Below are 22,215 nucleotides of genomic sequence, written 5' to 3' on the forward strand. Positions count from 1 at the left end.
AGCAATGACGTCGGATGACGACGCCGCTCCACTAACATGTCTGGCCCGGGACAACATCCCCTAACAGCCTCAAGAACGGCTTAACGGCTGGCCGTTGCTTGACAGGAACAGCCGCAAGCCATATTTCCCCGAGCGGTCTTTAGCACTCGGAGGGCGGGATTGCTAAGGCTGCGAGCCAGTTGGCGCCAAGTGGGCGTTCAATGTGGCCGCATTCAGATTTCCTCCGACAGCAACACTTATCCAAGCACCCCAAAAGGGATCCGTCATGGCCAAATCGAAGTTTCGTCCCCTGCACGACCGCGTCGTGGTTAAGCGCATCGACGCCGAAGAGAAGACCAAGGGCGGCATCATCATTCCCGACAGCGCCAAGGAAAAGCCCTCGCAGGGCGAAGTCGTCGCCGTCGGCCCGGGCGGCCGCGACGAGAGCGGCAAGCTGATCCCGATCGACGTCAAGGTCGGCGACCGCGTGCTGTTCGGCAAGTGGTCCGGCACCGAGGTCAAGCTGGACGGCGAGGAACTCCTGATCATGAAGGAGTCCGACATCATGGGCGTCGTCGCCTGATCCCGACCTGTCGGGGGCGGCGATCAGCCGCCCCGGGCGAAAATGCTCTGCAACCTCGTTCCGGCGACAGACGGGCGATCACGCCCCTCGCCGTCGAGGTCTACTCCAGGAGAATTCTGAAATGGCAGCCAAGGACGTCAAATTCGCCGGCGACGCACGCGACCGCATGCTGCGCGGCGTCGACATTCTCGCCAACGCCGTCAAGGTGACGCTCGGCCCGAAGGGCCGCAATGTCGTCATCGAGAAGAGCTTCGGCGCTCCGCGCATCACCAAGGACGGCGTCACCGTCGCCAAGGAGATCGAGCTGGAGGACAAGTTCGAGAACATGGGCGCGCAGATGCTGCGCGAGGTCGCCTCCAAGACCAACGACACCGCCGGTGACGGCACCACCACCGCGACCGTGCTGGCCCAGGCCATCGTGCGCGAGGGCGCCAAGGCGGTTGCCGCCGGCATGAACCCGATGGACCTCAAGCGCGGCATCGACATCGCGGTGGCCGCCGTGATCAAGGACATCGAGAAGCGCGCCAAGCCGGTCGCCTCGTCCTCCGAGGTCGCCCAGGTCGGCACCATCTCCGCCAACGGCGACGCCGCGATCGGCAAGATGATCGCCCAGGCGATGCAGAAGGTCGGCAACGAGGGCGTCATCACGGTCGAGGAGAACAAGTCGCTCGATACCGAGGTCGACATCGTCGAAGGCATGAAGTTCGACCGGGGCTATCTCTCGCCCTACTTCGTCACCAATGCCGAGAAGATGACCGCCGAGCTGGACGACGTCTACGTGCTCCTGCACGAGAAGAAGCTGTCGGGCCTGCAGGCCATGCTGCCGGTGCTCGAAGCCGTGGTGCAGTCGGGCCGCCCGCTGCTGATCATCGCCGAGGACGTCGAGGGCGAAGCGCTGGCGACGCTGGTCGTCAACCGCCTGCGCGGCGGCCTCAAGGTCGCCGCCGTCAAGGCGCCGGGCTTCGGTGATCGCCGCAAGGCCATGCTCGAGGACATCGCGATCCTGACCGGTGGTCAGCTGATCTCGGAAGATCTCGGCATGAAGCTCGAGAACGTCACGATCAAGATGCTCGGCCGCGCCAAGAAGGTCGTGATCGACAAGGAGAACACCACGATCGTCAACGGCGCCGGCAAGAAGGCCGACATCGAGTCGCGCGTCGGCCAGATCAAGGCGCAGATCGAGGAGACCACCTCGGACTACGACCGTGAGAAGCTGCAGGAGCGTCTGGCCAAGCTCGCCGGCGGCGTCGCGGTGATCCGCGTCGGCGGCGCGACCGAGATCGAGGTCAAGGAGAAGAAGGACCGCGTCGAGGACGCCCTCAACGCGACCCGCGCTGCGGTGCAGGAAGGCATCGTCCCTGGTGGCGGCGTGGCGCTGCTGCGCGCCAAGAAGGCCGTCGGCCGCATCACCAACGCCAATTCGGACGTTCAGGCCGGCATCAACATCGTGCTGAAGGCGCTCGAGGCTCCGATTCGCCAGATCTCCGAGAACGCCGGCGTCGAAGGTTCGATCGTGGTCGGCAAGATCCTGGACGAGAAGTCCGAGACGTTCGGCTTCGACGCGCAGACCGAGGATTATGTCGATATGGTCGCCAAGGGCATCATCGACCCGGCCAAGGTGGTCCGCACCGCGCTGCAGGACGCCTCGTCGGTCGCAGGCCTCCTGGTCACCACCGAGGCCATGGTCGCCGAGCTGCCGAAGGATGCTGCTCCGGCGATGCCGGCCGGCGGCGGCATGGGTGGCATGGGCGGCATGGGCTTCTGAGCCCTGCTTTCGACATCTCACATTCAGGAAGGCCGCCTCCGGGCGGCCTTCTTTTTGGCCGAGTGTCCGCACCGGGGGTGCAGCGACCGCAAATCGGCGCTACAGCTTAAAGCCGATTCTGCTCCCACAAGGATTTTCAGATGCGCGCGATTTTGCTTGCGCTGGCCGTGATTGCAGCGGCCGCGCCGGAACTCGGTTGGGCCCAGAGCAAGAGCGGGACCAAGGCCCCCGCCAACGAGACTCGGTATTTTACCGCGATCGACGGCCTGATGGACGGCAATGCCGACGTGATCCTGAAGGAGACGCGCCAGGGCAAGACCGTCACCGCCGCCACGCTCGACGTCTGCTATCCCGTCGCAAAGAATTCGGATCGCAAGGACCGCTTCGTGGTCAGCCTCACCGTCAATGGCCAGACCTTGACCGGTGCGACCCAGAGCAACGGCGCCAAGGAGCCGGTCACGGTGAAGCTGAATCGCAAGCCGACCGGCGACACGTTCGAGTTCCGCGGACAGATCGCGATCGGCAAGACCGTCACCGAGGTGGCGTCGACCGACAATTCCGACGTCAGCGAGAAAGAGTTCCAGGAGAGCCAGTCGAGCGACGACGGCATCAGCGCCCAGCCGAAGGACTTCACTGACGTCTCGCCCGAGGCGATCTCGGTCCGGCTCAAGCTCGACGCGGTGACCGATTTCCTCAAGAGCCTGAAGGGCGAGAACGTCGAAGTTTCGCTGTCGAGCCTCATCGTGAGCTGCGACGCACTGCGCGCGGGCGAGCAGACCATCAGCATGACCGTCGACCCCGAACGAGCCGGCGCGCTGATCGCGAAGGCGCGGACCATGAACGGCGTCGTCACCGCCGGCTGGACCGCCGGCACGGTCGAGATGGACCGCACCATCCGCTTTGCGGCGGCCGACTGGCGCGACGGTGACAAGATCAACAAGGACAAGCTGGCGGGCGCCATCTCCGACGTGCTGGCCAAGACCTACAATGCCAAGCCGACGAGTGCGGCGTGGAATCCGGTCAGCGGCAAGCTGAAGCTGACGTTGAAGCGGCCGAGCCAGCTGATGCCGGTGCTCGAGCTGACCGACGTCATCGAGGTCACCGGCCTCGTCTCGGCGGACAAGCCGGGCGGCGCCGACGCGCTGATGCTGTGGATCAGCAGCCCGACGACGACCACCATCGATGAGGCCTCGAGCGCCAAGCTGATCCTGTCGGACGAATCCTCGGGCGACGAGGAAGGCGACACGCGGGATGATGGCGGCGCCATCGACGAGCTGGCGAAGGCCTTCAAGGCCAAGCGCTGGGATGCGGACAACTCGGTCTGGAAGTAAGGCGAGCCATGACGGCATGGCGCCGCGATCTCAGATGCCACCCTCCCCTGGAGGGGGAGGGTCGATCGCGCGCGAAGCGGGCGAGCGGGGTGGGGTGACGCCGCGGGCACCGGGGCACGTGGAGAGATCACCCCACCCCGCCTCCCATTCGCTGCGCTCATGAGAGGCGACCCTCCCCCTCCAGGGGAGGGTGACAGCGGGGCTGAGCTCAAAGCTGCGTGCTGCGGAATCGCGAACGTGCATGAAGCGGGACCAGGAGCCGGACCATGACAGCGATATCCACATGCCGATATATCGATGTGACCAAGACTAGGACTTTCGATACGGCCGTCTCGGCTCAATTGGTGTTGAGCCGGAAGCGCAGCGTCTTCGGTCCGATGAAGATGATCAGGTCGCCCTGACGCTTCCAGTTCGTCACCGCGCTCAGCGCCGCGATCAGTTCGTCGTCGGCCTGCGCGCGCGCCGCCGGGCAGTTGCGGTCCTCGATCTTGCCGGCGATGAACACGATGGTGTTGCCGGCGACCGAGAACTGCCCCTTGCCGCCCTTGCACCACAGCTCGAGCACAGCATCACCGTTGTCGCCGATGTCGAGATCCGGCACCCGCTTCGAGCCCGGCTGCGGCAGCGCATCCAGCGTCATCTCCATGCCGAAGGGAAATTCCTCCGCCGAGGCGGCGGCAAGGGGCACAGCCGACATCAACAGGGCCGCAGCCAGTTTGGCGCAAGCTCGCTTCACTACTCGCATCGTTCCTCTCGACACATCATCACGTGCAGGGCTCGCCTCTTAAGCGATCGGCCCGGCGACCGCCAGCACGGCTCCCGCACAAATGTGTTCCAAACATAGCAAGCCCCGCGCCGCAGCTACGGCGCGGGGCTTTTGTCGCTGCCGGTGTTGCTACTTCAGCACCATCGCCGTGAACGGATAGACATAGGCCTGCAAGGTGACGAACAGGCCGACCAGACAGGCCAGCACGATCGAATGCAGGAAGACGTAGCGCAGGATCGAGCTCTCGTGGCCGTACCAGTTGGTGGCGGTCGAGGCGACGACGATCGACTGCGCATCGATCATCTTGCCCATGACACCGCCGGAGGAGTTGGCGGCCGCCATCAGGACAGGGGACAGGCCGAGCTGCTCGGAGGTGATCTTCTGCAGGTTTCCGAACAGCACGTTCGAGGCCGTATCCGATCCCGTCAGCGCCACGCCCAACCAGCCGAGCAAGGTGCCGAAGAACGGATAGAGCACGCCTGTCGCAGCGAAGGCCAAGCCGAGCGTGGCATCGACGCCGGACAGCCGGGTCAGCGTGCCGATCGCGAGCATCGCCGAGATCGTGATCAGCGAGATCGCGCAGAGACGGATGGTGCGGCCGTATTCCGCGATCAGCTTGCCCGGTCCGACACCCATCAGGAAGCCGGAGATGATCGCGGCGATCAGCATGCCGGTGCCGGTGAAGGTCAGGTAGGTGAACGAGAACACCGCGCCTTCCGGCGTCGGCTTCGCAGCCACCGGCGGCATCTTGTTGATCAGCTTGTCGAGCTCGGGCACCGGATAGTTCCAGGTGAAGATCGAGTTCGCCCAGGCCTTGAAGGCGCCGTTGCCCCAGATCAGCATGATGACGCAGACGATGATCCAGGGCAGCAGCGCGCCCCAGAGCTCGGCTTGCGTCAGCGGCGTGCGGTCCAGCGGCTTCGCCGCCGTCATCGTGGCGGCCGATTCGTCACGCCCGCGCAACGCTGGCGACAGCCACAGCTGCCTTGGCTGCCAGACCTTCAGGAACAGGATCAGCGCGCCCATCGAGATCAGCGAGGCGCCGATGTCGACGATCCACGGATTGATGTAGTTCGAGATCAGGAATTGCGGCACCGCGAAGGAGACGCCGGTGACCAGGATCGCCGGCCAGATGTCCTTCATGCCCTTCCAGCCCGCGAACGCCCAGATCACCCAGAACGGCACGATCAGCGAGAACACCGGCAGCTGCCGGCCGACCATCGCGCCGAGGATGTAAGGGTCGAGACCGGTGACCGAGGCGAGGCCCTGGATCGGCGTGCCAAGCGCGCCATAGGCGACCGGGGCGGTGTTGGCGATCAGCGACAGGCCGGAGGCCGCGAGCGGCGAGAAGCCGAGACCGATCAGCACGGCACCGGTGATCGCCACCGGGGTGCCGAAGCCGGACGCGCCCTCGAAGAACGCGCCGAAGGAGAAGGCGACCAGCAACAGTTGCAGCCGCCGGTCCTCCGTGACGCCACCGATGGCGCGCTTCAGAAGCTCGAACCGTCCGGTGGAAACCGTGACCTGGTAGAGGAAGATGACGTTCAGGACGATCCAGCCGATCGGAAAGAACCCGGTGATGACGCCCAGAAACGTCGCGCGCAGCGACATGTTGGCCGGCATCGTAAAGACGAAGATCGTGATCAGGTTGGTCAGGATCACGGCGATGATCGCCGCGATGTGTGCCTTGACCTTGCCGCTGGCGATCAGCACCAGCAGCGTCACCACCGGGACGGCGGCGGCCAGCGTCGACAGCGCCGGGCTCCCCAACGGGTCGTAGATTTGATTCCACATCGTGACTTCTCCCCCCACGTTCTTGTTGTTGGACCTGAGGCCGGCGGGACGGATCAGGTCTGCTCGCCCGGGCCCCCAAGCCTGGCACAGGTCGGAAAAGCAGATCACAAAACCGGCAACGCCCAACTCTGCTCAAATTCTCGCGAAATCTGGCGGCGGTCGCAGTCCCTCTCCCCTGCCCCATGCTACGGTTTGTCACACGCGACCGACAAGCCGGCGGCCACCCGCCAGATTACGACTTTAGTCTAGGCAGGCGGCGACACCAGCGATTTTCTCGTTTTTCGCCAGCCTGTTAAGACCTTTTCTCAGGAGCAGCCCCTCTGTGAACAATCTGCGCTCGACCGTCGCCACCGTCTGGCGGATCGCCATTCCCTACTTCCGCTCCGAGGACAAGGTCGCCGGCCGCGTCCTGCTCGCCGCCGTCATCGCTATCGAACTGGCGCGGGTCGCGATCGACGTGATGGTGAACCAGTGGCAGAACCGGTTCTACAACGCGTTGCAGGAATACAATTGGGAGAGCTTCATCTGGGAGATCGGCGTCTTCGTGGTGCTCGCCACGAGCTTCATCGTCCTGTCGATCTATCAGCTTTATCTCAACCAGTGGCTGCAGATCCGTTGGCGGCAGTGGATGACCGAGACCTATCTCCGCCGCTGGCTCAGCGGCGCCAATCACTACCGCATGCAGCTCAAGGGCGACGCCGCAGACAATCCCGACCAGCGCATCGCCGAGGACGTCAAGCAGTTCATCGAGCAGACGCTCGCCATCACCGTCGGACTATTGAGCTCGGTCGTGACGCTGGCCTCGTTCGTGGTCATTCTCTGGGGCCTGTCCGAAGCGGCCCCGCTCACGCTGTTCGGCATCGAATATCCGGTTCCCGGCTATCTGGTCTGGGCCGCCCTGCTCTATGCGACCCTCGGCACTGTGCTGACGCACTGGATCGGCTCGCCGCTCGTCAATCTCAATTTCGAACAGCAGCGCTTCGAAGCCGATTTCCGTTTCAGCCTAGTCCGGGTTCGAGAGAACTCCGAGCAGATCGCAGTGCTGCGCGGTGAAGGCGCCGAGCAGAGCCTGCTGTTGAACCGGTTCGGCAGCGTGGTCGGCAACTGGTATCAAATCATGAGCCGGACAAAACGGCTGACGGCGTTCACGAGCAGCTATTCGCAGGCCGCCGTGATCTTTCCCTATCTCCTGGTCGCACCGGCCTATTTCAGCAAGAAGGTCCAGCTGGGCAGCCTGATGCAGACGGCCTCGGCCTTCTCGAGCGTGCAAGGTGCACTATCGTTCTTCGTCACGGCCTATCGGACGCTCGCCGACTGGCGCTCGACGGTTGCCCGGCTCGACGGATTCGACATGTCGATCGACAGTGCAACGTCGCTCTCGGCCGAGCCGCAGACGATCGACGTCGTCAGCCATGCCGGCGACAGCATCGATCTCGCCCAGCTGCTCCTGAAGCTGCCGAACGGCCTGCCGCTGATCGCGGCCGATGGCTTCAGCATCAAGAGCAGCGAGCGCACGCTGCTGACCGGGCCCTCCGGCGCCGGCAAATCGACCTTGTTCCGCGCCATCGCCGGCGTCTGGCCGTTCGGCAGCGGCGCCATCAGCGTGCCCTCGCATGCCAAGCTGATGATGCTGCCGCAGCGGCCCTACTTCCCGATCGGCGCGCTCAAGGCGGCGATCGTCTATCCCGCGGCGGCGGACGCTTTCAGCGTCGAGCAGGTCAGGGAGGCGCTGGTGGCCGTCGGTCTGCCGCAACTGGCGGACCGCCTGGACGAGGACTCGCACTGGAACCGGATGCTGTCGCTCGGCGAGCAGCAGCGGCTCGGAATTGCCCGCGCGCTGCTGCACGCGCCCCAATATCTCTTCCTCGATGAGGCCACGGCCTCGCTCGACGAGCCGAGCGAAGCCAGGCTCTATCGGGTCATCGCCGAACGGCTGCCGCAGACCACCGTCGTCTCGATCGGCCACCGCTCGACCCTGCACGAGTTTCACGATCGGAAGGTCGAGCTGATTCGGGATGGCGACCGGTTCTCGCTGCGGCCGGCCGGACAGGCGGCCGACGCGACCGCGGATGGAGGCAGCTGACGCGAGCGCCGCTGCGCTAGCAAAGCAGAAGGGCGGCAGATTGCTCTGCCGCCCTTCGTGATGAGTTCGATCCGCCTTGCGGTGATTACTTCAGGTTGGTCATCGCCGTCAGGTCGACCGAGAGCTTGGCGATGCCGGTCGCGCCGCACCACTTCGAGCCGACGCCGGTCGGGTTGATCGCGGTCACGTTGGTCGTGCCGCTGCCGGTGAAGTCGCTGGTGAAGGCGTTGCAATCACCCTTGGAGAGGTTGGTGTCGGAGTAGCGCAGGTCCAGCGTGAACACCTTGTAGGTGAAGCCGACACCGATGTTCCAGGTGTTGTAGTCGGCATACTTGATACCATTCGGGAAGGCGGCCGTGCCGTAGAACGAGTCGGAGGTGCCGAACCACTGGCGGCCGAACTCACCCGACACATACATGCCGACGCCGCTGGAGCCGAAGGTGGTGCTGGGCGCGGTCCACTTGCCGGTGACCGATGCGTAGTTGCCCCAGGCGCCGGTGTTCAGGAAGCTCGGCGAGTAGAACTCGGTGATGCCGAACGTCCAGTTATCGTTCACCGTGTAGTTCATCTTGCCGTAGACTTCGAAGAACGAGACGTCCTTCTTCATCACGTTGAGGTTGGTCAGGGTGTTGGCCTGACACTCGGCGCTCAGGGCGCGGCCGGCGAAGTCCGTCGTGGCGCCACCGCCGTAATAGCAGGTCCCGCCCGGATACAGATAGCCCCAGACGCCGATGTCGAAGGCGAAGGCGCCGAAGGTCGGGCGGACACCGCCGTAGATGTCGATCTCGGCAGCAGCGCGGTTCGGGAAGGAAATGCTCTCGCCGGCGACGCCGACGTAGAACTGCAGGTCCTTGTTGACGTTGAAGCGCGGCTCGAAATAGGCGGCCACCGACGGCTTGTGGTTCGACTGGGTGACGCCACGGAAGACGTAGTCGTTCATGATCGCCGCGCCGAACGCGATATCCCAGGGATCGAACGCGACCGGAGGCGGAGCCTTGTAGGCCTTGACCGCCATGTCCGCCGCCGAAGCCGATCCCGAAACCATTGCCAGCGCCGTTGCCAGCAAAGCCCACTTCTTCATGACGATCCCCATTACCTATTTCGAAAAGCCTGCCCCACCTTGGCCCCCCAGGGCGCAAACAAGACCGGCTGCGTCATCCAGACACAATTTGTGCCAGGGTCTCGCCGCACGTGAAGCAAAAAAGCGCGGCATCTGCCGCCTTTTTGGGCGTTTTGACAATTCTACGGCAGGTAGTCAGCGCGTGTTGCATTTGAACAACAAATCCCCGTGTCCGAACGCACGCCAGGACGCACATTCGGTTGGGCCGACGCGCTGGAATCGTGGTGTCCCAAGCAAAACGACACGGCGTAGCGAGGTCGGATTCGCCCGGCCGTAGATCTGCGGGGCGACGGCTCCGACGAACAGATCCATCGGCAATTAGGACAGCCGACGCAGACGACAGAAGCCAGACGACAGGCGCCGGCAACAAACGAGAAGGCCGCAGCGTTGCCGCCGCGGCCTCCCGATGTGAATTCGTCTGGTGGTGAGAACGATCCGGACCGGAAAGATCAGTTTCCGGGGGCGGTCCCCTCGCCGTCTTCGTGCTCCTCGGGTGCCGCGCTCGGCATCGCCCAGCTGGTCTCGGCAGCCGATTCGGTCTCGTTTACCGCCGGGGTCTCGACCAGCGGAGCCATCTTGGGAGCCCGCTTCTTGGCGGCCTTCTTCTTCGGCGCGGCGGGAGCCTTTGCGGCCGACGTCTTGGCCTTCTTGGCGGGAGCCTTCTTCGCAGCAGCCTTCTTGGCAGGCGCCTTGGCCGCCTTCTTCGCCGCGGCCTTCACGGTCTTCTTCGCCTTCTTGGCGGGCGCCTTGGCAGCCTTCTTGGCGGCCTTTTTCGCGGACTTCGGTGCAGACTTCTTCGCAGCCTTCTTGGCGGACTTCTTCGTCGCCTTCTTCGCTGACTTGGCCTGCGCCATCAGCTTCTTCTTTTCTTTCTTGTCCTTCTTCGCCTTCTTGTCCTTCGCCATCAGAAACCCTCCAGTTGCCGCCGTTCGATCAGCTCGTCCGGCGGGACGGGCCGGCAGTCAGCACGCGCCCATCCGTCAAATCATTCCTGGCCGCGGACCGCCCGTCGCCCAGTCGAGAAGCTCAACGGTGTGCACGACGGGGACAGAGGTGCCGCTGGCAATCTGCATCATGCAGCCGATATTGCCCGCCGCGATCACATTCGGCTTGACGGTCGCGATGTTGGCGACCTTGCGATCGCGCAGCTTCATCGCGATGTCAGGCTGGAGAATGTTGTAGGTCCCCGCCGAACCGCAACACAAATGACTCTCCGGTATATCTTTCACCACGAATCCGGACTTGGAAAGCAATTCTTTCGGAATGCTCGTGATTTTCTGCCCATGTTGCAGTGAGCAGGCCGAGTGATAGGCGACGACGATGTCGTCGCGCCGAGAGGCGGAGGCCAGTTCGAGACCGGCGAGATACTCGGTGATGTCCTTCGCCATCGCCGACACGGCGGCCGCGGCCGCCGCATATTGCGGGTCTTCGCGCAGCATGTGTCCGTAGTCCTTGATGACGGTGCCGCAGCCCGAGGTCGTCACCAGGATGGCGTCGAGACCGCCGCGTTTCATCTCCGCGGTCCACGCGTCGACATTGGCGCGCGCCCGCGCCAGCGCGTCGGCATCCTGCCCCATGTGGTGGGTCAGCGCACCGCAGCATTGCTCGTCCCTGACCAGCACGACCTCGACGCCGTGCCGCGTCAGGACGCTGATCGCGGCCTGGTTGATGCGCGGCGCCAGCGCCGCTTGCGCACAGCCCTGCAGCAGCGCCACGCGGCCGCGCCGCGCGCCCTGCGCCGCGAACACGCTGCCGCCCGCCGGCCCCGGCGGCGGCAGCGCCGCGGCAGGCGCCAGGTCGAGCATCGCCCTGACGCGCCGCAGCAGACCCGGCGCAGGTGTTCGCGACGCGGAGGACGCCGGCAGCAGCGCCTTCAACGGCCGGCCGAGCCGCGCCAGGGTCATCGCCAGCCGAAACTCGCGCGGCCGCGGCAGCACATAGGCGAGCACGGCGCGGAGCCACCGGTCGGTCAGCGGGCGCTGGTAGCGCTGCTCGATTCGCACCCGCGCCTGATCGACCAGATGCATGTAGTGGACGCCCGACGGGCAGGTCGTCATGCAGGACAGGCACGACAGGCAGCGGTCGATGTGCTTGACCACGTCGGCGGTCGGGGCCTGATCCTTCTCGAGCATCTGCTTGATCAGGTAGATGCGCCCGCGCGGGCTGTCGAGCTCGTCACCGAGCAGCACGTAGGTCGGACAGGTCGCGGTGCAGAAGCCGCAATGCACGCAGGCGCGCAGGATCTTGTCGGCGACCGCGATGTCGGGATCGGCGAGCTGCGCCAAAGTGAACTCGGTCTTCATGGCGCAACGCTCCGCCGGATACGGCCGCGGTTGAGAATGGTCTTGGGATCGAAGGAGACGCGCACCCGCTCCTCCAGCGCGGCGACACCCGGCGGCTGCGGGTGGAAGACGTCGACCGCCAGACGCATCTCGTCCCAGGCGCGCAGCAGGGTGGCGTGGCCGCCGACGGCCTCGGCCTGCTTGCGCACCAGCCCCGCGGACGCATCGGGCTGCGGCGGCAGCGCGGCCCAGATCAGCCCCCCGCCCCAGTCATAGATCACCTCGCCGCCGGTCTGGCGCGTCAGGGCCTGCCCGATGGCGCCGCCCGACACCGGCGGGCAGACGATCCGCCACACCGTCCAGGCCCCGAGCGGCCCGTCGGCCGCGAACGGCAGCACGTCGCGGACGGCGCTCCAGACATCGGCGGAGGCGTCGTCCGCGATGATCTCGGCCGCACCGAAGGCCGCGAGCTGCCTGGCGAGCGACGCCGCCCGATGCGCCGCGGAGGCCGTGATGCCCTCCAGCCTGATCACCGTGACCGCCTCGCGCGGCGAGCCGGTCGGGCTCAGCCCGGCGACCTCCGGCCGCAACGTCGAGGCCGGCAGATGCGCGGCTCCGGACACATCGAACGGCGAGCCGAGCGCCGCCGTCATGGCCCGGTTGGCCTTGAGGTCGTCGAGCCCGCGCAGCACCAGGCTGCGCTCCGCCTCCGGCCGCGGCATCACCTTCAGGGTCGCCTCGGTCATGACCGCCAGCGTGCCCCAGGAGCCCGCCAGCAGCTTGCAGAGATCATAGCCGGTGACGTTCTTCACCACCTTGCCGCCGGTCTTGAAGCTCTCGCCGAAGCCGGAGACGGCATGCGCCCCGAGCAGGTGGTCGCGCACCCCGCCGGCGCGGATGCGTCGCGGACCGGCCAGCCCCGCCGCGATCATCCCGCCCAGCGTGCCTCTGCCCGTCGTCCCGAGCAGCGGCCCCGTGTCCATCGGCTCGAACGCGAATTGCTGGCTCTTCGAATCGATCAGCGACAGGAGGTCGGCGAGCGGCGCGCCCGCCTGCGCGGTGATGATCAGCTCGTTCGGCTCGTAGGCGACGACCGCGCTCAGCGCCGAGAGGTCGAGCACGGCGTTGGTCGCGGTGACCTGCCCGATCCCACGCTTCGAGCCATGGCCGATCACGTCGAGCGGCTGCTCATTGGCGATGGCCGAGCGGACCACCTCCTCCACGTCGGCTGCGTTGCGTACTTTCAGGGCGTCCACCACTGCTCGCCTTGCTCGTTGATGATGACCGGCGGCCCAGCGCAACGCGCGGCCACCAGCGTTGCAGCCCTTCTAAAGCGTTGCGGGCCGGACACAAGGGCGGCCACGACGGAACGTTCACGCGCGATCTGCATGGCCCCGCCGTCGTGCTCTGCGGCATCGAGACCTCGCTGCCCTGCAGGACCATCGCATATGACGCCGTCAGAGTCCGGCCGAGCTGTTTCAACGTCGTCATGGCCGGGCTTGTCCCGGCCTGCGCGGCCGAAGCCGCTTCGGCGCGGCGAAGGCCCGGCCATCCACGTCGTCGAACCCGGAGAAGGAAAGACGTCGATGCCGGGCCTTCGCCCCGCGAGGCGCCGGGCCGCGCAGGTGGAACAAGCCCGGGCATCGCGTGCTCCCCAGCCCGTAGGGCGGGTAAGCGAAGCGTAACCCGCCGCCCTTCCGAGACATATGGCGGATGACGCCTTCGGCCAATCCGCCCTACGCCCCTCATGTGCACATCCATCCTTCGGCCGCCATCGAAGGATTTGGTGCAGGAACTGCGGTATCGTTGCCCTTGCAGCACTTCAACGAAAGGACCGATCACGATGACCGGATATGCAATCGAGACGAAAACCGTGAGCGAGGCCGTCAGCGGCGGCGGCCTGCTGGTGGTGGCGCAATGGGAGGCCAAGGACGGCGAAGCCGACCGCGTCGCCGAGATCCTGTCGCGCTTCCTCCCCGAGGCGCAGCGCGAGCCCGGCGCCGAGTTGTTCCTGATCTCCCGCGCCAAGGACAACCCGGCGCAGTTCCTGTTCTACGAGCTGTTCCGCGACGAGGCGGCGTTCAAGGCCCACCAGGAGAGCGACCACTTTAAGACCTACATCGCGGGACAGGCCCTGCCGCTGCTGGCACGGCGAGAGAGGATGCAGTACGGGCTGATTTAGGTCGTGACCCGTCGAGATCGGATTGGGTGGATAGCGGTCTGTCCGTTTCCTGCTATTGAAGGGACAGGCCGCGTCAGAGGACGCCATTCAGCGGAAAGGTCCGGCGCTGCGCTTCGCCTTGAGTTAAGTGCACTGGACGTCGCAGCAATTGCACTATTTTCGTTTGAACTGCCACCGCTGGATCGGGAATGGTTTAGAAGCCGCCGTACCGTCAATTGTCAGAACGAGCGCTCGCGCTCCGCACTCACCGTCTGGCGCGGAAAGTGTGAACTGCACAGTTGGCTGAGCGTACCTCTCCACCATCAAGGCCTCCCACATTTCGGGACCGAGTGCATACTGGAATCGGATTCGATCGAGGCTGACATCGTTACCCACCACTCGAATCCTGGCCTTCTCGAAGTCTGTTCTGAATGGAGCCACCCAGATCGCGCCACTCTGAAAAGAGAGCCGTTGAATTGGCTGAAATGCAATCGACCCCACCTCCATTCTTGCTTTCGGCGGGAGTGGATCTGCCTCAACCCCCCATTCGCTGTCAGATCTCATCAGGTTTGCGTAAAGCTGAGGCGCACTACATTTCTGCTCGTCCGCCTGAGTGGGCTCGCTATAGAGACCACCCAAAACGAGTAGGATAAAAAGCCTCATATGGCCCAAAGCGCGTAAGCTCATTTTAGCTTCCAGAACCAGATTTCTTTCGCCAAGTAATATCCAGAGCATTACGGAGGAAGTGCACTTGTAGATGTCGGTAGGGCGAATGCCTCAGAACTTTTTGAATTGAATGCACTGTCACCGCAATATCAAGGACCGAAGAAACGGGCGCGGTTCAAGTCCGACGGCGAGAGAAGATGATCGGCTGCATTTTGGCAGCGTAGGCTGCCAAAACAAATCTCTGCGTCCACTTGACGAACGGCCGGCTAATGGGTGTCACCGTAGTCCGGGAACCCGTCAAGATCAAAACTAGGTGGAGAGCGGCCCGTCCCTTTCCCGCGATGAAAGGGGTGGGCGCCTTCAGAGGCCGCCTTTTCAGTGGCAACGCCCGCTGAACCATTTAATAAAATGCACCGTCACCGTAATTCCCGGATATTTAATACCTCTACTTGCCTCTAGGCACCCTCTGAGAGGGGTTTGCGCTTGTACCCCTGCACAAGCTCTGTCCCGACCTCCTGGAAGAAACGGACGAGTTGCGGATCTGCATTGGAAAATTGATTGGCATACATAACCGCCGTAGGACCGAGCCGCAGCACCATTTCTTCCAGCCACGCAATCAGAAACTTTCCATCGACGAACGGCCCGAGCTCCGCAAATTGACCGCGGCTCGTTAAGCGGAAACCTCCGTAGTTTGCATGAGACGCCAATTCAGAAAGCTTGTTGTATTCCTCCGCTCGCTTCTTCGTCGTGTCGCCGTCGCGCGCATCTAGCGAAATCCTGATTTTTACGGGATCGAATTTCTCCCTGCGCTCTTTCCTGTCCGCCCTCTTCCACACCCCGCGTTCCGCCGGTGATGTGCGGAAATAGTCCATAAGGTAGCCAACTTCTAGGATGTCGCGCGTCTGATGAAATGCAGTCTGGTAGTAGCCGGAAAGAGCAAGCTTGATACCAGACGCCGCTGCATTGAACAGCCGTACGCCCAACATCTGCATTGTATTCTCGTCTTCGGATTGAGATTTGTGGTCGATAGTGTAGACAAAGATCAGCGACATTAGCCTTTGTATCATTTCCAGCCGTCGCGCCAGTTCCGGGTCAGCGCGCACCAGGGCCAGGCTTTCCTCGCGTAGCCTTTCCTCATGGCCATGCGTCGTCTCGATGTCCTCGAACTGCGCCTTCGCCATCGACTCTCTCCGAAAAAGCGACACCAAGAACCGCCAACCGCGCCGGATTTTATCAGTAATCCACACCCACATCACCGCCCTCCCCCGATGAGATCCAGAACCGGGCAAGCACCCAGAATGTCGGCGGCGCCCCAATCTTCCGCGCTCGACGTGATTCAGAAGCGAAGGTGTTCGAAGGTCGCCCCGGCCCTCCACTACTGGCAGCGCACGATTCCTGACTGAAAACAAGCCGCTCAACCTTTAAGGCTGGAAGTGCGCCCTGACTTCATCCTCAATCTGAGCAACAAACTCATCAATTTGATTTTCTTCGAAAACTTCAGGACTATTGGGCGCTTGTCGTAGTATCTTTTTTGCGGCCTCATAGGCATCGTGGAGCTTAGGCTCAGATGGAGCTCCAACAAAGAAGTGCGGCTTGAAGGACTCCGCCGTACCATCCGCGACCACAGCAGACAGATGCCCGAGCCACTCGCGCGCCTTAGCTTTTATGCCGTCTGCTTCAGCTAGGTCGAAGGAAACAGGTTCATAGACATGCCATTGACCATTCTTCCAAGCATGCTTGAAGGTAACGTCATCGACGGTACTCGCAATTACCTTCTCCTGAAGCTTACTATCGAGATTTAGCTCGGCAAGCCGCACGAGCACCGGTCGCCAAACCTCGTCATCGGTACGACGGTGAGTCGCCTTTTGATCATAACGACTGACGAACTGATAATAGAGGCGCTCGAAGGTTTCTTGGGGATTCGAGGTGAAGCCACCTCCCACGGAAGACCATTGCAACGAACTATCGTCGTGCGGAACGGCCTCCCTTGCAATCGTCAGCACCGACTGATTGGAGGAGAACATGTCAGCGGCCGGTCTTCGTCTCGCGATTTTCCGAAAGCCCCTACTCACGTTTCTCATCGCCGAAAGGAAAGCAGCTCGATCCAGATCAGGAAACACCCCCCTGAGCCTGCCCATGGTGTGTCGCGTCCTAGCGAGGATACGACCATCCTTCGGCAGGTACATGACCAAGCCTACATTAACGAATTCAGCAGTCAGGACGTCATGCACATAGCGCAAGACCGTGAAGCCGTATTGTTGCTTTTCCTTCATGATAGAATCCGCCTGATTTCGTCTAGGCAGCCATCGATATTGTCACGAGCGTCACGAATGAGCTTCAGTGCCGAATCGACGTCCGCAGAGATGTTGCCCCACTGCATCGGAACGGCTGCCCGGTACTCGGCGAGTCGCTCGTCGCTTATGGCGCACCAACTCGTTCGGACAGCGGCAAAATCAGCTCCAGAGCGCTTTAGGTCCGCAAGGAAAATATGACTCCCCTTCCTCTCAATCCAGTTAAGGCCTCCGGGCGTCCAGGGCGGTCGCCAGCCTAGAATTAGGCGGTGGGCGAAAGCTAACTCGTGATCGAAAATACGGATCTCTTCACCTCGGACCAGACAATTCGGATTCTCGCTTCTCCGGTCAGAATTTTGAATGATCGCATCAAAGGCAAAGATCGCCGTTGCGTTATCGATCATCCCGGCCGTTATCCGAGTATCTGGCGTCCAGGCGTTATAGCCACCCGTAACCAGCAATGAACCGAACGCGAATCCTCCGCTTGCTCGCACCTTCGCTTGCCGGACCGGATCAGGGATGACGTCGGCCCAACCACCCGGCACCGCAACGAGAAACGGAACAGGGATCGGAAGCCCGAGATCGGCTGCAAGACACGCCGCCACTATCTCTCTCGCCAAATGAACTTCCTTCTGGTCACAAAATTCAGAGAACTTCGCGACGACCGCGACAATTTCCCCGTCGGCCTTCTCGCAATTTACGAGTAGCGGACTTGTCCGGCCCGCGTCCATAGGACGCACATATTCCGCGGCCGTTGCGGTCGCTAGCATTAAATCCCCCGCGTTTAGGGCGATTGTGACCCATCCGCGGTAGGAAAGTCCAGGACGTTGCAACCCTCACTGGCGCCATGCCGTTGCGGTCGCGCTTCGCAACTCAGATCCGCTGCTGCGTATTCATGGCCACGCATCGTCGGCCGGGCCGCTCACGAGCCGACAAGAGTTTCTTGCTCCGGCCGTTCGACAAAGGTCGCAGCACTTCTCCACGAGCTTTCGCGCGCGATTAATTTCCACCCGGACGGACACCGAGTCCGCCCTGGGCTCACCACCCTCTGAAGGTCCTCGGGTGAATATTAGAACATAAAAAGAACAAAAGGTCTAGCTGCCAGTTTCGAGGCGAGGTCACTTGCAAGACGATCTTCGTTTCAAGATCAAAGTGACAATCCAGGAAGCGGCGTGCTCGGTAGCGCTCACCCGGTTTTACAGCGGCTCCAATCCACGCTCGCCCGGCTTGAGCCCACATCTCAACTTCTGACTGTGGCGCAGGAAATTCATTCCGTGAGCATTTTCAACGCCGAGCGAAAAGACGCCCAGCAAACAGAAATTAATCTTCCGATTTTTCGAAAACCATGCCATACTCCACCCATCCCGCCTCACCGAGAGGGGCGTACGCGCGGTCGTCACGATATGCGAGGCGGGGATGCGGTGGCCGTGTCGGGTCGCAGCGTGGCTTCAGTCATGCCGACGAACGACTGTGATGCGGACGTGAAATCGTGTGGTCCTGGCCTCCCGGTGCTGAGGCCAAGCGTGCGATGCCCCGATAGGGGCACGCAGGCGACGGGGGCAAGAACGCCGGTCCCCGAGGAGATCACGTATAAGCGTTAAGACCGCCGGGCGGGGAATGCCGGTTGTTCGGCTGAACCTGTGGTACCTGCCGCCTGCATTTTTTTTCGCAGGCGGGCCATGGGTGAGGCCTTCACCCGGCATTCCCCGCGCCCTCTCGTTTGCTTCGAAGGGCGATGTCGATGGCATGATCCGGGCGTCAAGCGCCGCGGGGATGCGGACGTGTGTCTGCGGAGTGGAGATGGATGCGATGAGGACAACTCTCTCGTCGTCATTCCGGGGCATCGCGCAGCGATGAGCCCGGAATCCATAACCACAGGCGGATGTTGGTCGAGCGGGATGGAGCTGCCCGCGTGCCTCACGTATCGGCCCGTGGCTATGGATTCCGGGCTCGCCCTGCGGGCGCCCCGGAATGACGCGGGGAGAGAGGTTCGCGTCAGATCCAGCAGACGTAGTTGATCGGGCAGACGTCGGATGACGCCGCCCTGCTCTCCCGTCCGCGCCTCAGAATCTCGGCAGATCGGGAAACGCCAGCTTGCCGCCGTGGACATGCATGCGGCCGAGCTCGGCGCAGCGGTGCAGGGTCGGGAACACCTTGCCGGGATTGAGCAGACCCTGGCTGTCGAACGCGCACTTCACCCGCTGCTGCTGGTTGAGGTCGATCTCGGTGAACATCTCCGGCATCAGGTCGCGCTTCTCGATGCCGACGCCGTGCTCGCCGGTCAGGACGCCGCCGAGCTCGACGCAGCAGCGCAGGATGTCGGCGCCGAACGCCTCGGCGCGCTCCATCTCGCCCGGCTTGTTGGCATCGTAGAGGATCAGCGGATGCAGATTGCCGTCGCCGGCATGGAACACGTTGGCGCAGCCGAGCTGGTACTTCTCCGAGAGCTCGCGGATGCGGGCCAGCGCCTTCGGCAGCGCGCCGCGCGGGATGGTGCCGTCCATGCAGAGATAGTCCGGCGAGATACGCCCGACGGCCGGGAACGCCGCCTTGCGGCCGGCCCAGAACAGGTTGCGCTCGGCCTCCGAGGTCGAGATGCGGCAGGTGGTCGAGCCGCAGGCGTTTGCAATGGCCTCGACGCGGCCGATCAGCTCGTCCACCTCGACGCCGGGGCCGTCGAGCTCGATGATCAGGAGCGCCTCGACGTTGAGCGGATAGCCGGCATGGACGAAGGCCTCGGCGGCGTGGATCGCCGGCTTGTCCATCATCTCCATGCCGCCGGGGATGATGCCGGCGCCGATGATGCGCGCGACGCATTCCCCGGCCGCCTCCACTTCGGCGAAACCGACCATCAGGGCGCGGGCCGTCTCCGGCTTCTGCAGGATGCGCACCGTCACCTCGGTAACCACGCCGAGCAGGCCCTCCGAGCCGGTGATCAGGCCCATCAGGTCATAGCCGGCGTTCTCGGCGCACTTGCCGCCGATGCGCAGGACCTCGCCGGTCATCAGCACGAACTCGCAGCCGAGCACGTTGTTGGTGGTCATGCCGTATTTCAGGCAGTGCACGCCGCCGGAATTCTCGGCGACATTGCCGCCGATCGAGCAGGCGATCTGCGACGACGGATCCGGCGCATAGTAGAAGCCGGCATGCGCCACCGCCTGGCTGATGGCGAGGTTGGTGACCCCTGGCTCGGTGACGACGACGCGGTTGTCGAAATCGATCTCGCGGATGCGCTTGAACTTGCCGAGCCCGAGCAGCACCCCGTCGGCGAGCGGCAGCGCGCCGCCGGACAGCGAGGTGCCCGAGCCGCGCGGAACCACCTTGATGCCCTGCCCGTGGCAATATTTCAGGACCTGCGAGACCTGCGCGGTGGTCTCCGGCAGAACCACGACCATCGGCGGCTGGCGGTAGGCCATCAACCCGTCGGACTCGTAGGGCAGCATCTCGGCGGCGCTGTCGATGACGCCTTCGCCCGGCACGATCGCGCGCAGTGCAGCAACGATCTCGTCGCGGCGCGCCAGCACCGCCCGATCAGCTTCCGGCATCATGATCGCCATCGCGTTCCTCCGGCCCTCGATTTGTGCTGGCATATCAATCACAACGGAAACGGTTTGGATAGGCAGCGGATCCGCATCGAAGTTTGCGGCAGAGCAACAAGCTCCGCCATTATGCTGATTTGCCTCAGTGCTTCCCCGCTTGTGCGTCGCCTGAGGCCATGCCACAACCTGCGCGCAAACTCGTCTCGTAACCCACAGAGCCTGATCCATGAAGAAAATGACTTTGAGCGCGCTCGTCGTCCTCGCCTCGTCGTCGCTGGCATCTGCCGCGCTGGCGCAGGATGCCGCCGCCGGCAAGACGTCCTTCAACAAGTGCCTGCCCTGCCACGCGATCGGCGAGGGCGCGAAGAACAAGGTCGGCCCGGAACTCAACGGCCTCGACGGCCGCAAGTCGGGCAGCGCGCCGGACTACAACTATTCGGAAGCCAACAAGAACTCGGGCATCACCTGGAACGAGGCGGTCTTCAAGGAATACATCAAGGACCCGAAGGCCAAGATCCCCGGCACCAAGATGACCTTCGCCGGCATCAAGAACGAGACCGAGATCAACAACCTCTGGGCCTATGTCTCGTCGTTCGACAAGGACGGCAAGCAGAAGCAGTAAGCGGCCGCCGGCCGACACGTCACCTCGACTGCAAAGCCCCGGCGGACCGCCGGGGCTTTTTCACATCACGGCGCCAGGGCGTCGACCGGGATCACCGCGGCGACGATCCGGTCGACCTCGCCCGCCACCAGCTCCGGCACCGCGTTCTGGACCATGTGCCCGAGGTCGGGCAGCACGATCAGGCGGCTCTGTGGCACGACCCGCGCGAGCGGGCGGGAATGGATGTCGGTATGGACCGTCCGGTCGGCCTCGCCCGCCACGATCGTGACCGGGACCTTGATCTCGCCATAGCGCGGCGCCTGCTCGATCACCGCCTGCTTCAGGGTGACGAGATCGCGGGCATTGGCCATGAACTCGCGCGGGCGCAGCAGCAGCGGCGTCGCGGTCCGGTCGACGAAATCGTCCGGCATCGCCTGCGGCGCGAACACGCCGCGGGCGCCAGGCGCCATCAGCGCCAGGCCGAGCGGCAGCGTGATCGTGTGCGCCAGCAACGGCCCGACCACCGGCGTCGTGACGGCCTCGTTGTAGCGCCCGACCCCGCCCCGCCAGGGATAGGCGACCGGCGCCAGCATCACGAGGCCCGCAACCCGGTCGGGGAAGTCGAGCGCCATGCGCAGGCCGAGCGCGCCGCTCCAGGAATGCACCACCAGGACGACCTGGCCGACGCCGAGCCGGGCCAGCACCTCGTCCAGCATCCGGGCCTGGGCGGCGGGCGTGGAATCCTCCGGCCGCGCGCGCGGGCTCCAGCCGTGGCCGGGACGGTCGACCAGGAGCACCCGGTGGCGCTGCGCCAGGAGATCACCCAGCGGGCGGCGCATGGCTTCGAGGTTCGAGCTCGCCCCATGGAGCAGCAAGAGCGGCGGTCCAGACGCGTTGCGCGGCCCGATATCCACAAGATTGATGGTCGCACCGGCGACCGGGATCGCCTGCCCTTGCTGCGGATAGCGCTTTTCGACGATCGCTATACCGGCCCGCGTGGCCAGCGCGAGCCCTCCCAGGACGACAGCAATAGTGATTGAAATCATTGATACTTTTCTACGTGTCACGCTGACAGATACGGTGCAGAACGAAGGCGGTTGCGCGGGCAAGCGCGCAATTCCACGTCCCGTCAAGCCAGTCCTGTCATCATGGCGTCGTCGGCCATTTTATAACCATGGTCGGGACATTTCCTCGCAATCGGCTGATGCCCGTGAATTACTTGCGGTCAGATCATTGCGTCGTTTGAACACGATG

General features: G+C 63.7%; 17 protein-coding genes. 6 read left to right on the forward strand and 11 right to left on the reverse strand.

Annotation, left to right across the window (positions count from 1 at the left end):
- Positions 1-265: 265 nt before the first annotated feature.
- The 3 genes from groES to ACQR0U_RS11270 all read left to right on the forward strand — a co-directional run bounded on the left by groES (position 266) and on the right by ACQR0U_RS11270 (position 3,658).
- Complete coding sequence (groES, locus tag ACQR0U_RS11260; RefSeq protein ID WP_008961387.1) at positions 266-562, forward strand: co-chaperone GroES; 297 nt, start codon at positions 266-268, stop codon at positions 560-562.
- Between the two features lie 121 nt (positions 563-683).
- Positions 684-2,327 carry a chaperonin GroEL gene (gene groL, locus ACQR0U_RS11265; RefSeq protein ID WP_315716666.1) on the forward strand — a complete coding sequence of 548 codons (1,644 nt, stop codon included), beginning with the start codon at positions 684-686 and terminating at the stop codon, positions 2,325-2,327.
- Between the two features lie 140 nt (positions 2,328-2,467).
- A complete protein-coding gene (locus ACQR0U_RS11270; RefSeq protein WP_434843215.1) occupies positions 2,468-3,658 on the forward strand; it encodes a hypothetical protein in 1,191 nt (396 codons plus the stop codon).
- Between the two features lie 337 nt (positions 3,659-3,995).
- Here the strand turns inward: ACQR0U_RS11270 and ACQR0U_RS11275 are convergent, their stop codons facing one another.
- Positions 3,996-4,403, reverse strand: coding sequence for an META domain-containing protein (locus ACQR0U_RS11275; RefSeq protein ID WP_409977975.1), 408 nt, complete (start codon positions 4,401-4,403; stop codon positions 3,996-3,998).
- A 150-nt stretch (positions 4,404-4,553) separates the two neighbouring features.
- Positions 4,554-6,218 carry an L-lactate permease gene (locus tag ACQR0U_RS11280; RefSeq protein WP_434843216.1) on the reverse strand — a complete coding sequence of 555 codons (1,665 nt, stop codon included), beginning with the start codon at positions 6,216-6,218 and terminating at the stop codon, positions 4,554-4,556.
- Positions 6,219-6,540: 322 nt separating this feature from the next.
- On the opposite strand from ACQR0U_RS11280, the gene ACQR0U_RS11285 reads away from it, so the two are divergent.
- The gene (locus ACQR0U_RS11285; RefSeq protein WP_434843217.1) at positions 6,541-8,301 is read left to right on the forward strand and encodes an ABC transporter ATP-binding protein/permease; all 1,761 of its coding nucleotides are present in this window, start codon (positions 6,541-6,543) and stop codon (positions 8,299-8,301) included.
- An 85-nt stretch (positions 8,302-8,386) separates the two neighbouring features.
- Here the strand turns inward: ACQR0U_RS11285 and ACQR0U_RS11290 are convergent, their stop codons facing one another.
- The 4 genes from ACQR0U_RS11290 to ACQR0U_RS11305 all read right to left on the reverse strand — a co-directional run bounded on the left by ACQR0U_RS11290 (position 8,387) and on the right by ACQR0U_RS11305 (position 12,959).
- Complete coding sequence (locus tag ACQR0U_RS11290; RefSeq protein ID WP_315716661.1) at positions 8,387-9,382, reverse strand: TorF family putative porin; 996 nt, start codon at positions 9,380-9,382, stop codon at positions 8,387-8,389.
- 488 nt (positions 9,383-9,870) lie between these two features.
- Complete coding sequence (locus ACQR0U_RS11295; RefSeq protein WP_434843218.1) at positions 9,871-10,326, reverse strand: hypothetical protein; 456 nt, start codon at positions 10,324-10,326, stop codon at positions 9,871-9,873.
- A gap of 75 nt (positions 10,327-10,401) precedes the next feature.
- Complete coding sequence (glcF, locus tag ACQR0U_RS11300) at positions 10,402-11,724, reverse strand: glycolate oxidase subunit GlcF (protein ID WP_315825404.1); 1,323 nt, start codon at positions 11,722-11,724, stop codon at positions 10,402-10,404.
- Entirely contained in the window at positions 11,721-12,959 is a 1,239-nt protein-coding gene (locus tag ACQR0U_RS11305; RefSeq protein ID WP_434843219.1) for an FAD-binding protein, read from the reverse strand. The genes glcF and ACQR0U_RS11305 overlap by 4 nt, the downstream gene beginning before the upstream one ends.
- A gap of 587 nt (positions 12,960-13,546) precedes the next feature.
- Between ACQR0U_RS11305 and ACQR0U_RS11310 the strand changes: the two genes are divergently transcribed.
- Positions 13,547-13,885: a putative quinol monooxygenase gene (locus tag ACQR0U_RS11310; protein ID WP_434843220.1), complete on the forward strand. Its 339-nt coding sequence runs from the start codon at positions 13,547-13,549 to the stop codon at positions 13,883-13,885.
- Between the two features lie 1,100 nt (positions 13,886-14,985).
- Here ACQR0U_RS11310 and ACQR0U_RS11315 read toward each other — a convergent pair.
- The 4 genes from ACQR0U_RS11315 to ACQR0U_RS11330 form a co-directional block, all read right to left on the reverse strand.
- A complete protein-coding gene (locus ACQR0U_RS11315; RefSeq protein ID WP_434843221.1) occupies positions 14,986-15,711 on the reverse strand; it encodes a hypothetical protein in 726 nt (241 codons plus the stop codon).
- Between the two features lie 240 nt (positions 15,712-15,951).
- On the reverse strand, positions 15,952-16,803 hold the full coding sequence (locus ACQR0U_RS11320; protein ID WP_434843222.1) for a DUF3037 domain-containing protein: 852 nt from the start codon (positions 16,801-16,803) through the stop codon (positions 15,952-15,954).
- Complete coding sequence (locus ACQR0U_RS11325) at positions 16,800-17,591, reverse strand: HipA family kinase (RefSeq protein WP_434843223.1); 792 nt, start codon at positions 17,589-17,591, stop codon at positions 16,800-16,802. Before ACQR0U_RS11325 ends, ACQR0U_RS11320 begins: the two co-directional genes overlap by 4 nt.
- A 1,293-nt stretch (positions 17,592-18,884) precedes the next feature.
- Complete coding sequence (locus ACQR0U_RS11330) at positions 18,885-20,378, reverse strand: FAD-linked oxidase C-terminal domain-containing protein (protein ID WP_434843224.1); 1,494 nt, start codon at positions 20,376-20,378, stop codon at positions 18,885-18,887.
- A 208-nt stretch (positions 20,379-20,586) separates the two neighbouring features.
- On the opposite strand from ACQR0U_RS11330, the gene cycA reads away from it, so the two are divergent.
- Positions 20,587-20,982 (forward strand): cytochrome c-550 CycA, encoded by a 396-nt coding sequence (gene cycA / locus ACQR0U_RS11335; RefSeq protein WP_315716648.1) that lies wholly within the window; start codon positions 20,587-20,589, stop codon positions 20,980-20,982.
- Positions 20,983-21,047: 65 nt separating this feature from the next.
- Here cycA and ACQR0U_RS11340 read toward each other — a convergent pair whose 3' ends face one another.
- Positions 21,048-22,007 carry an alpha/beta fold hydrolase gene (locus tag ACQR0U_RS11340; protein ID WP_434843225.1) on the reverse strand — a complete coding sequence of 320 codons (960 nt, stop codon included), beginning with the start codon at positions 22,005-22,007 and terminating at the stop codon, positions 21,048-21,050.
- Positions 22,008-22,215 lie beyond the last annotated feature (208 nt).

The organism is Bradyrhizobium sp. HKCCYLRH3097, assembly GCF_051167875.1.
GTDB lineage: Bacteria > Pseudomonadota > Alphaproteobacteria > Rhizobiales > Xanthobacteraceae > Bradyrhizobium.

Coding starts and splice junctions, on each gene's coding strand:
- groES (WP_008961387.1), top strand. CDS start 266: ATGGCCAAATCGAAGTTTCGTCCCCTGCACGACCGCGTCGTGGTTAAG.
- groL (WP_315716666.1), top strand. CDS start 684: ATGGCAGCCAAGGACGTCAAATTCGCCGGCGACGCACGCGACCGCATG.
- ACQR0U_RS11270 (WP_434843215.1), top strand. CDS start 2,468: ATGCGCGCGATTTTGCTTGCGCTGGCCGTGATTGCAGCGGCCGCGCCG.
- ACQR0U_RS11275 (WP_409977975.1), bottom strand. CDS start 4,403: ATGCGAGTAGTGAAGCGAGCTTGCGCCAAACTGGCTGCGGCCCTGTTG.
- ACQR0U_RS11280 (WP_434843216.1), bottom strand. CDS start 6,218: ATGTGGAATCAAATCTACGACCCGTTGGGGAGCCCGGCGCTGTCGACG.
- ACQR0U_RS11290 (WP_315716661.1), bottom strand. CDS start 9,382: ATGAAGAAGTGGGCTTTGCTGGCAACGGCGCTGGCAATGGTTTCGGGA.
- ACQR0U_RS11295 (WP_434843218.1), bottom strand. CDS start 10,326: ATGGCGAAGGACAAGAAGGCGAAGAAGGACAAGAAAGAAAAGAAGAAG.
- glcF (WP_315825404.1), bottom strand. CDS start 11,724: ATGAAGACCGAGTTCACTTTGGCGCAGCTCGCCGATCCCGACATCGCG.
- ACQR0U_RS11310 (WP_434843220.1), top strand. CDS start 13,547: ATGACCGGATATGCAATCGAGACGAAAACCGTGAGCGAGGCCGTCAGC.
- ACQR0U_RS11315 (WP_434843221.1), bottom strand. CDS start 15,711: ATGGCGAAGGCGCAGTTCGAGGACATCGAGACGACGCATGGCCATGAG.
- ACQR0U_RS11320 (WP_434843222.1), bottom strand. CDS start 16,803: ATGAAGGAAAAGCAACAATACGGCTTCACGGTCTTGCGCTATGTGCAT.
- ACQR0U_RS11325 (WP_434843223.1), bottom strand. CDS start 17,591: ATGCTAGCGACCGCAACGGCCGCGGAATATGTGCGTCCTATGGACGCG.
- ACQR0U_RS11330 (WP_434843224.1), bottom strand. CDS start 20,378: ATGGCGATCATGATGCCGGAAGCTGATCGGGCGGTGCTGGCGCGCCGC.
- cycA (WP_315716648.1), top strand. CDS start 20,587: ATGAAGAAAATGACTTTGAGCGCGCTCGTCGTCCTCGCCTCGTCGTCG.
- ACQR0U_RS11340 (WP_434843225.1), bottom strand. CDS start 22,007: ATGATTTCAATCACTATTGCTGTCGTCCTGGGAGGGCTCGCGCTGGCC.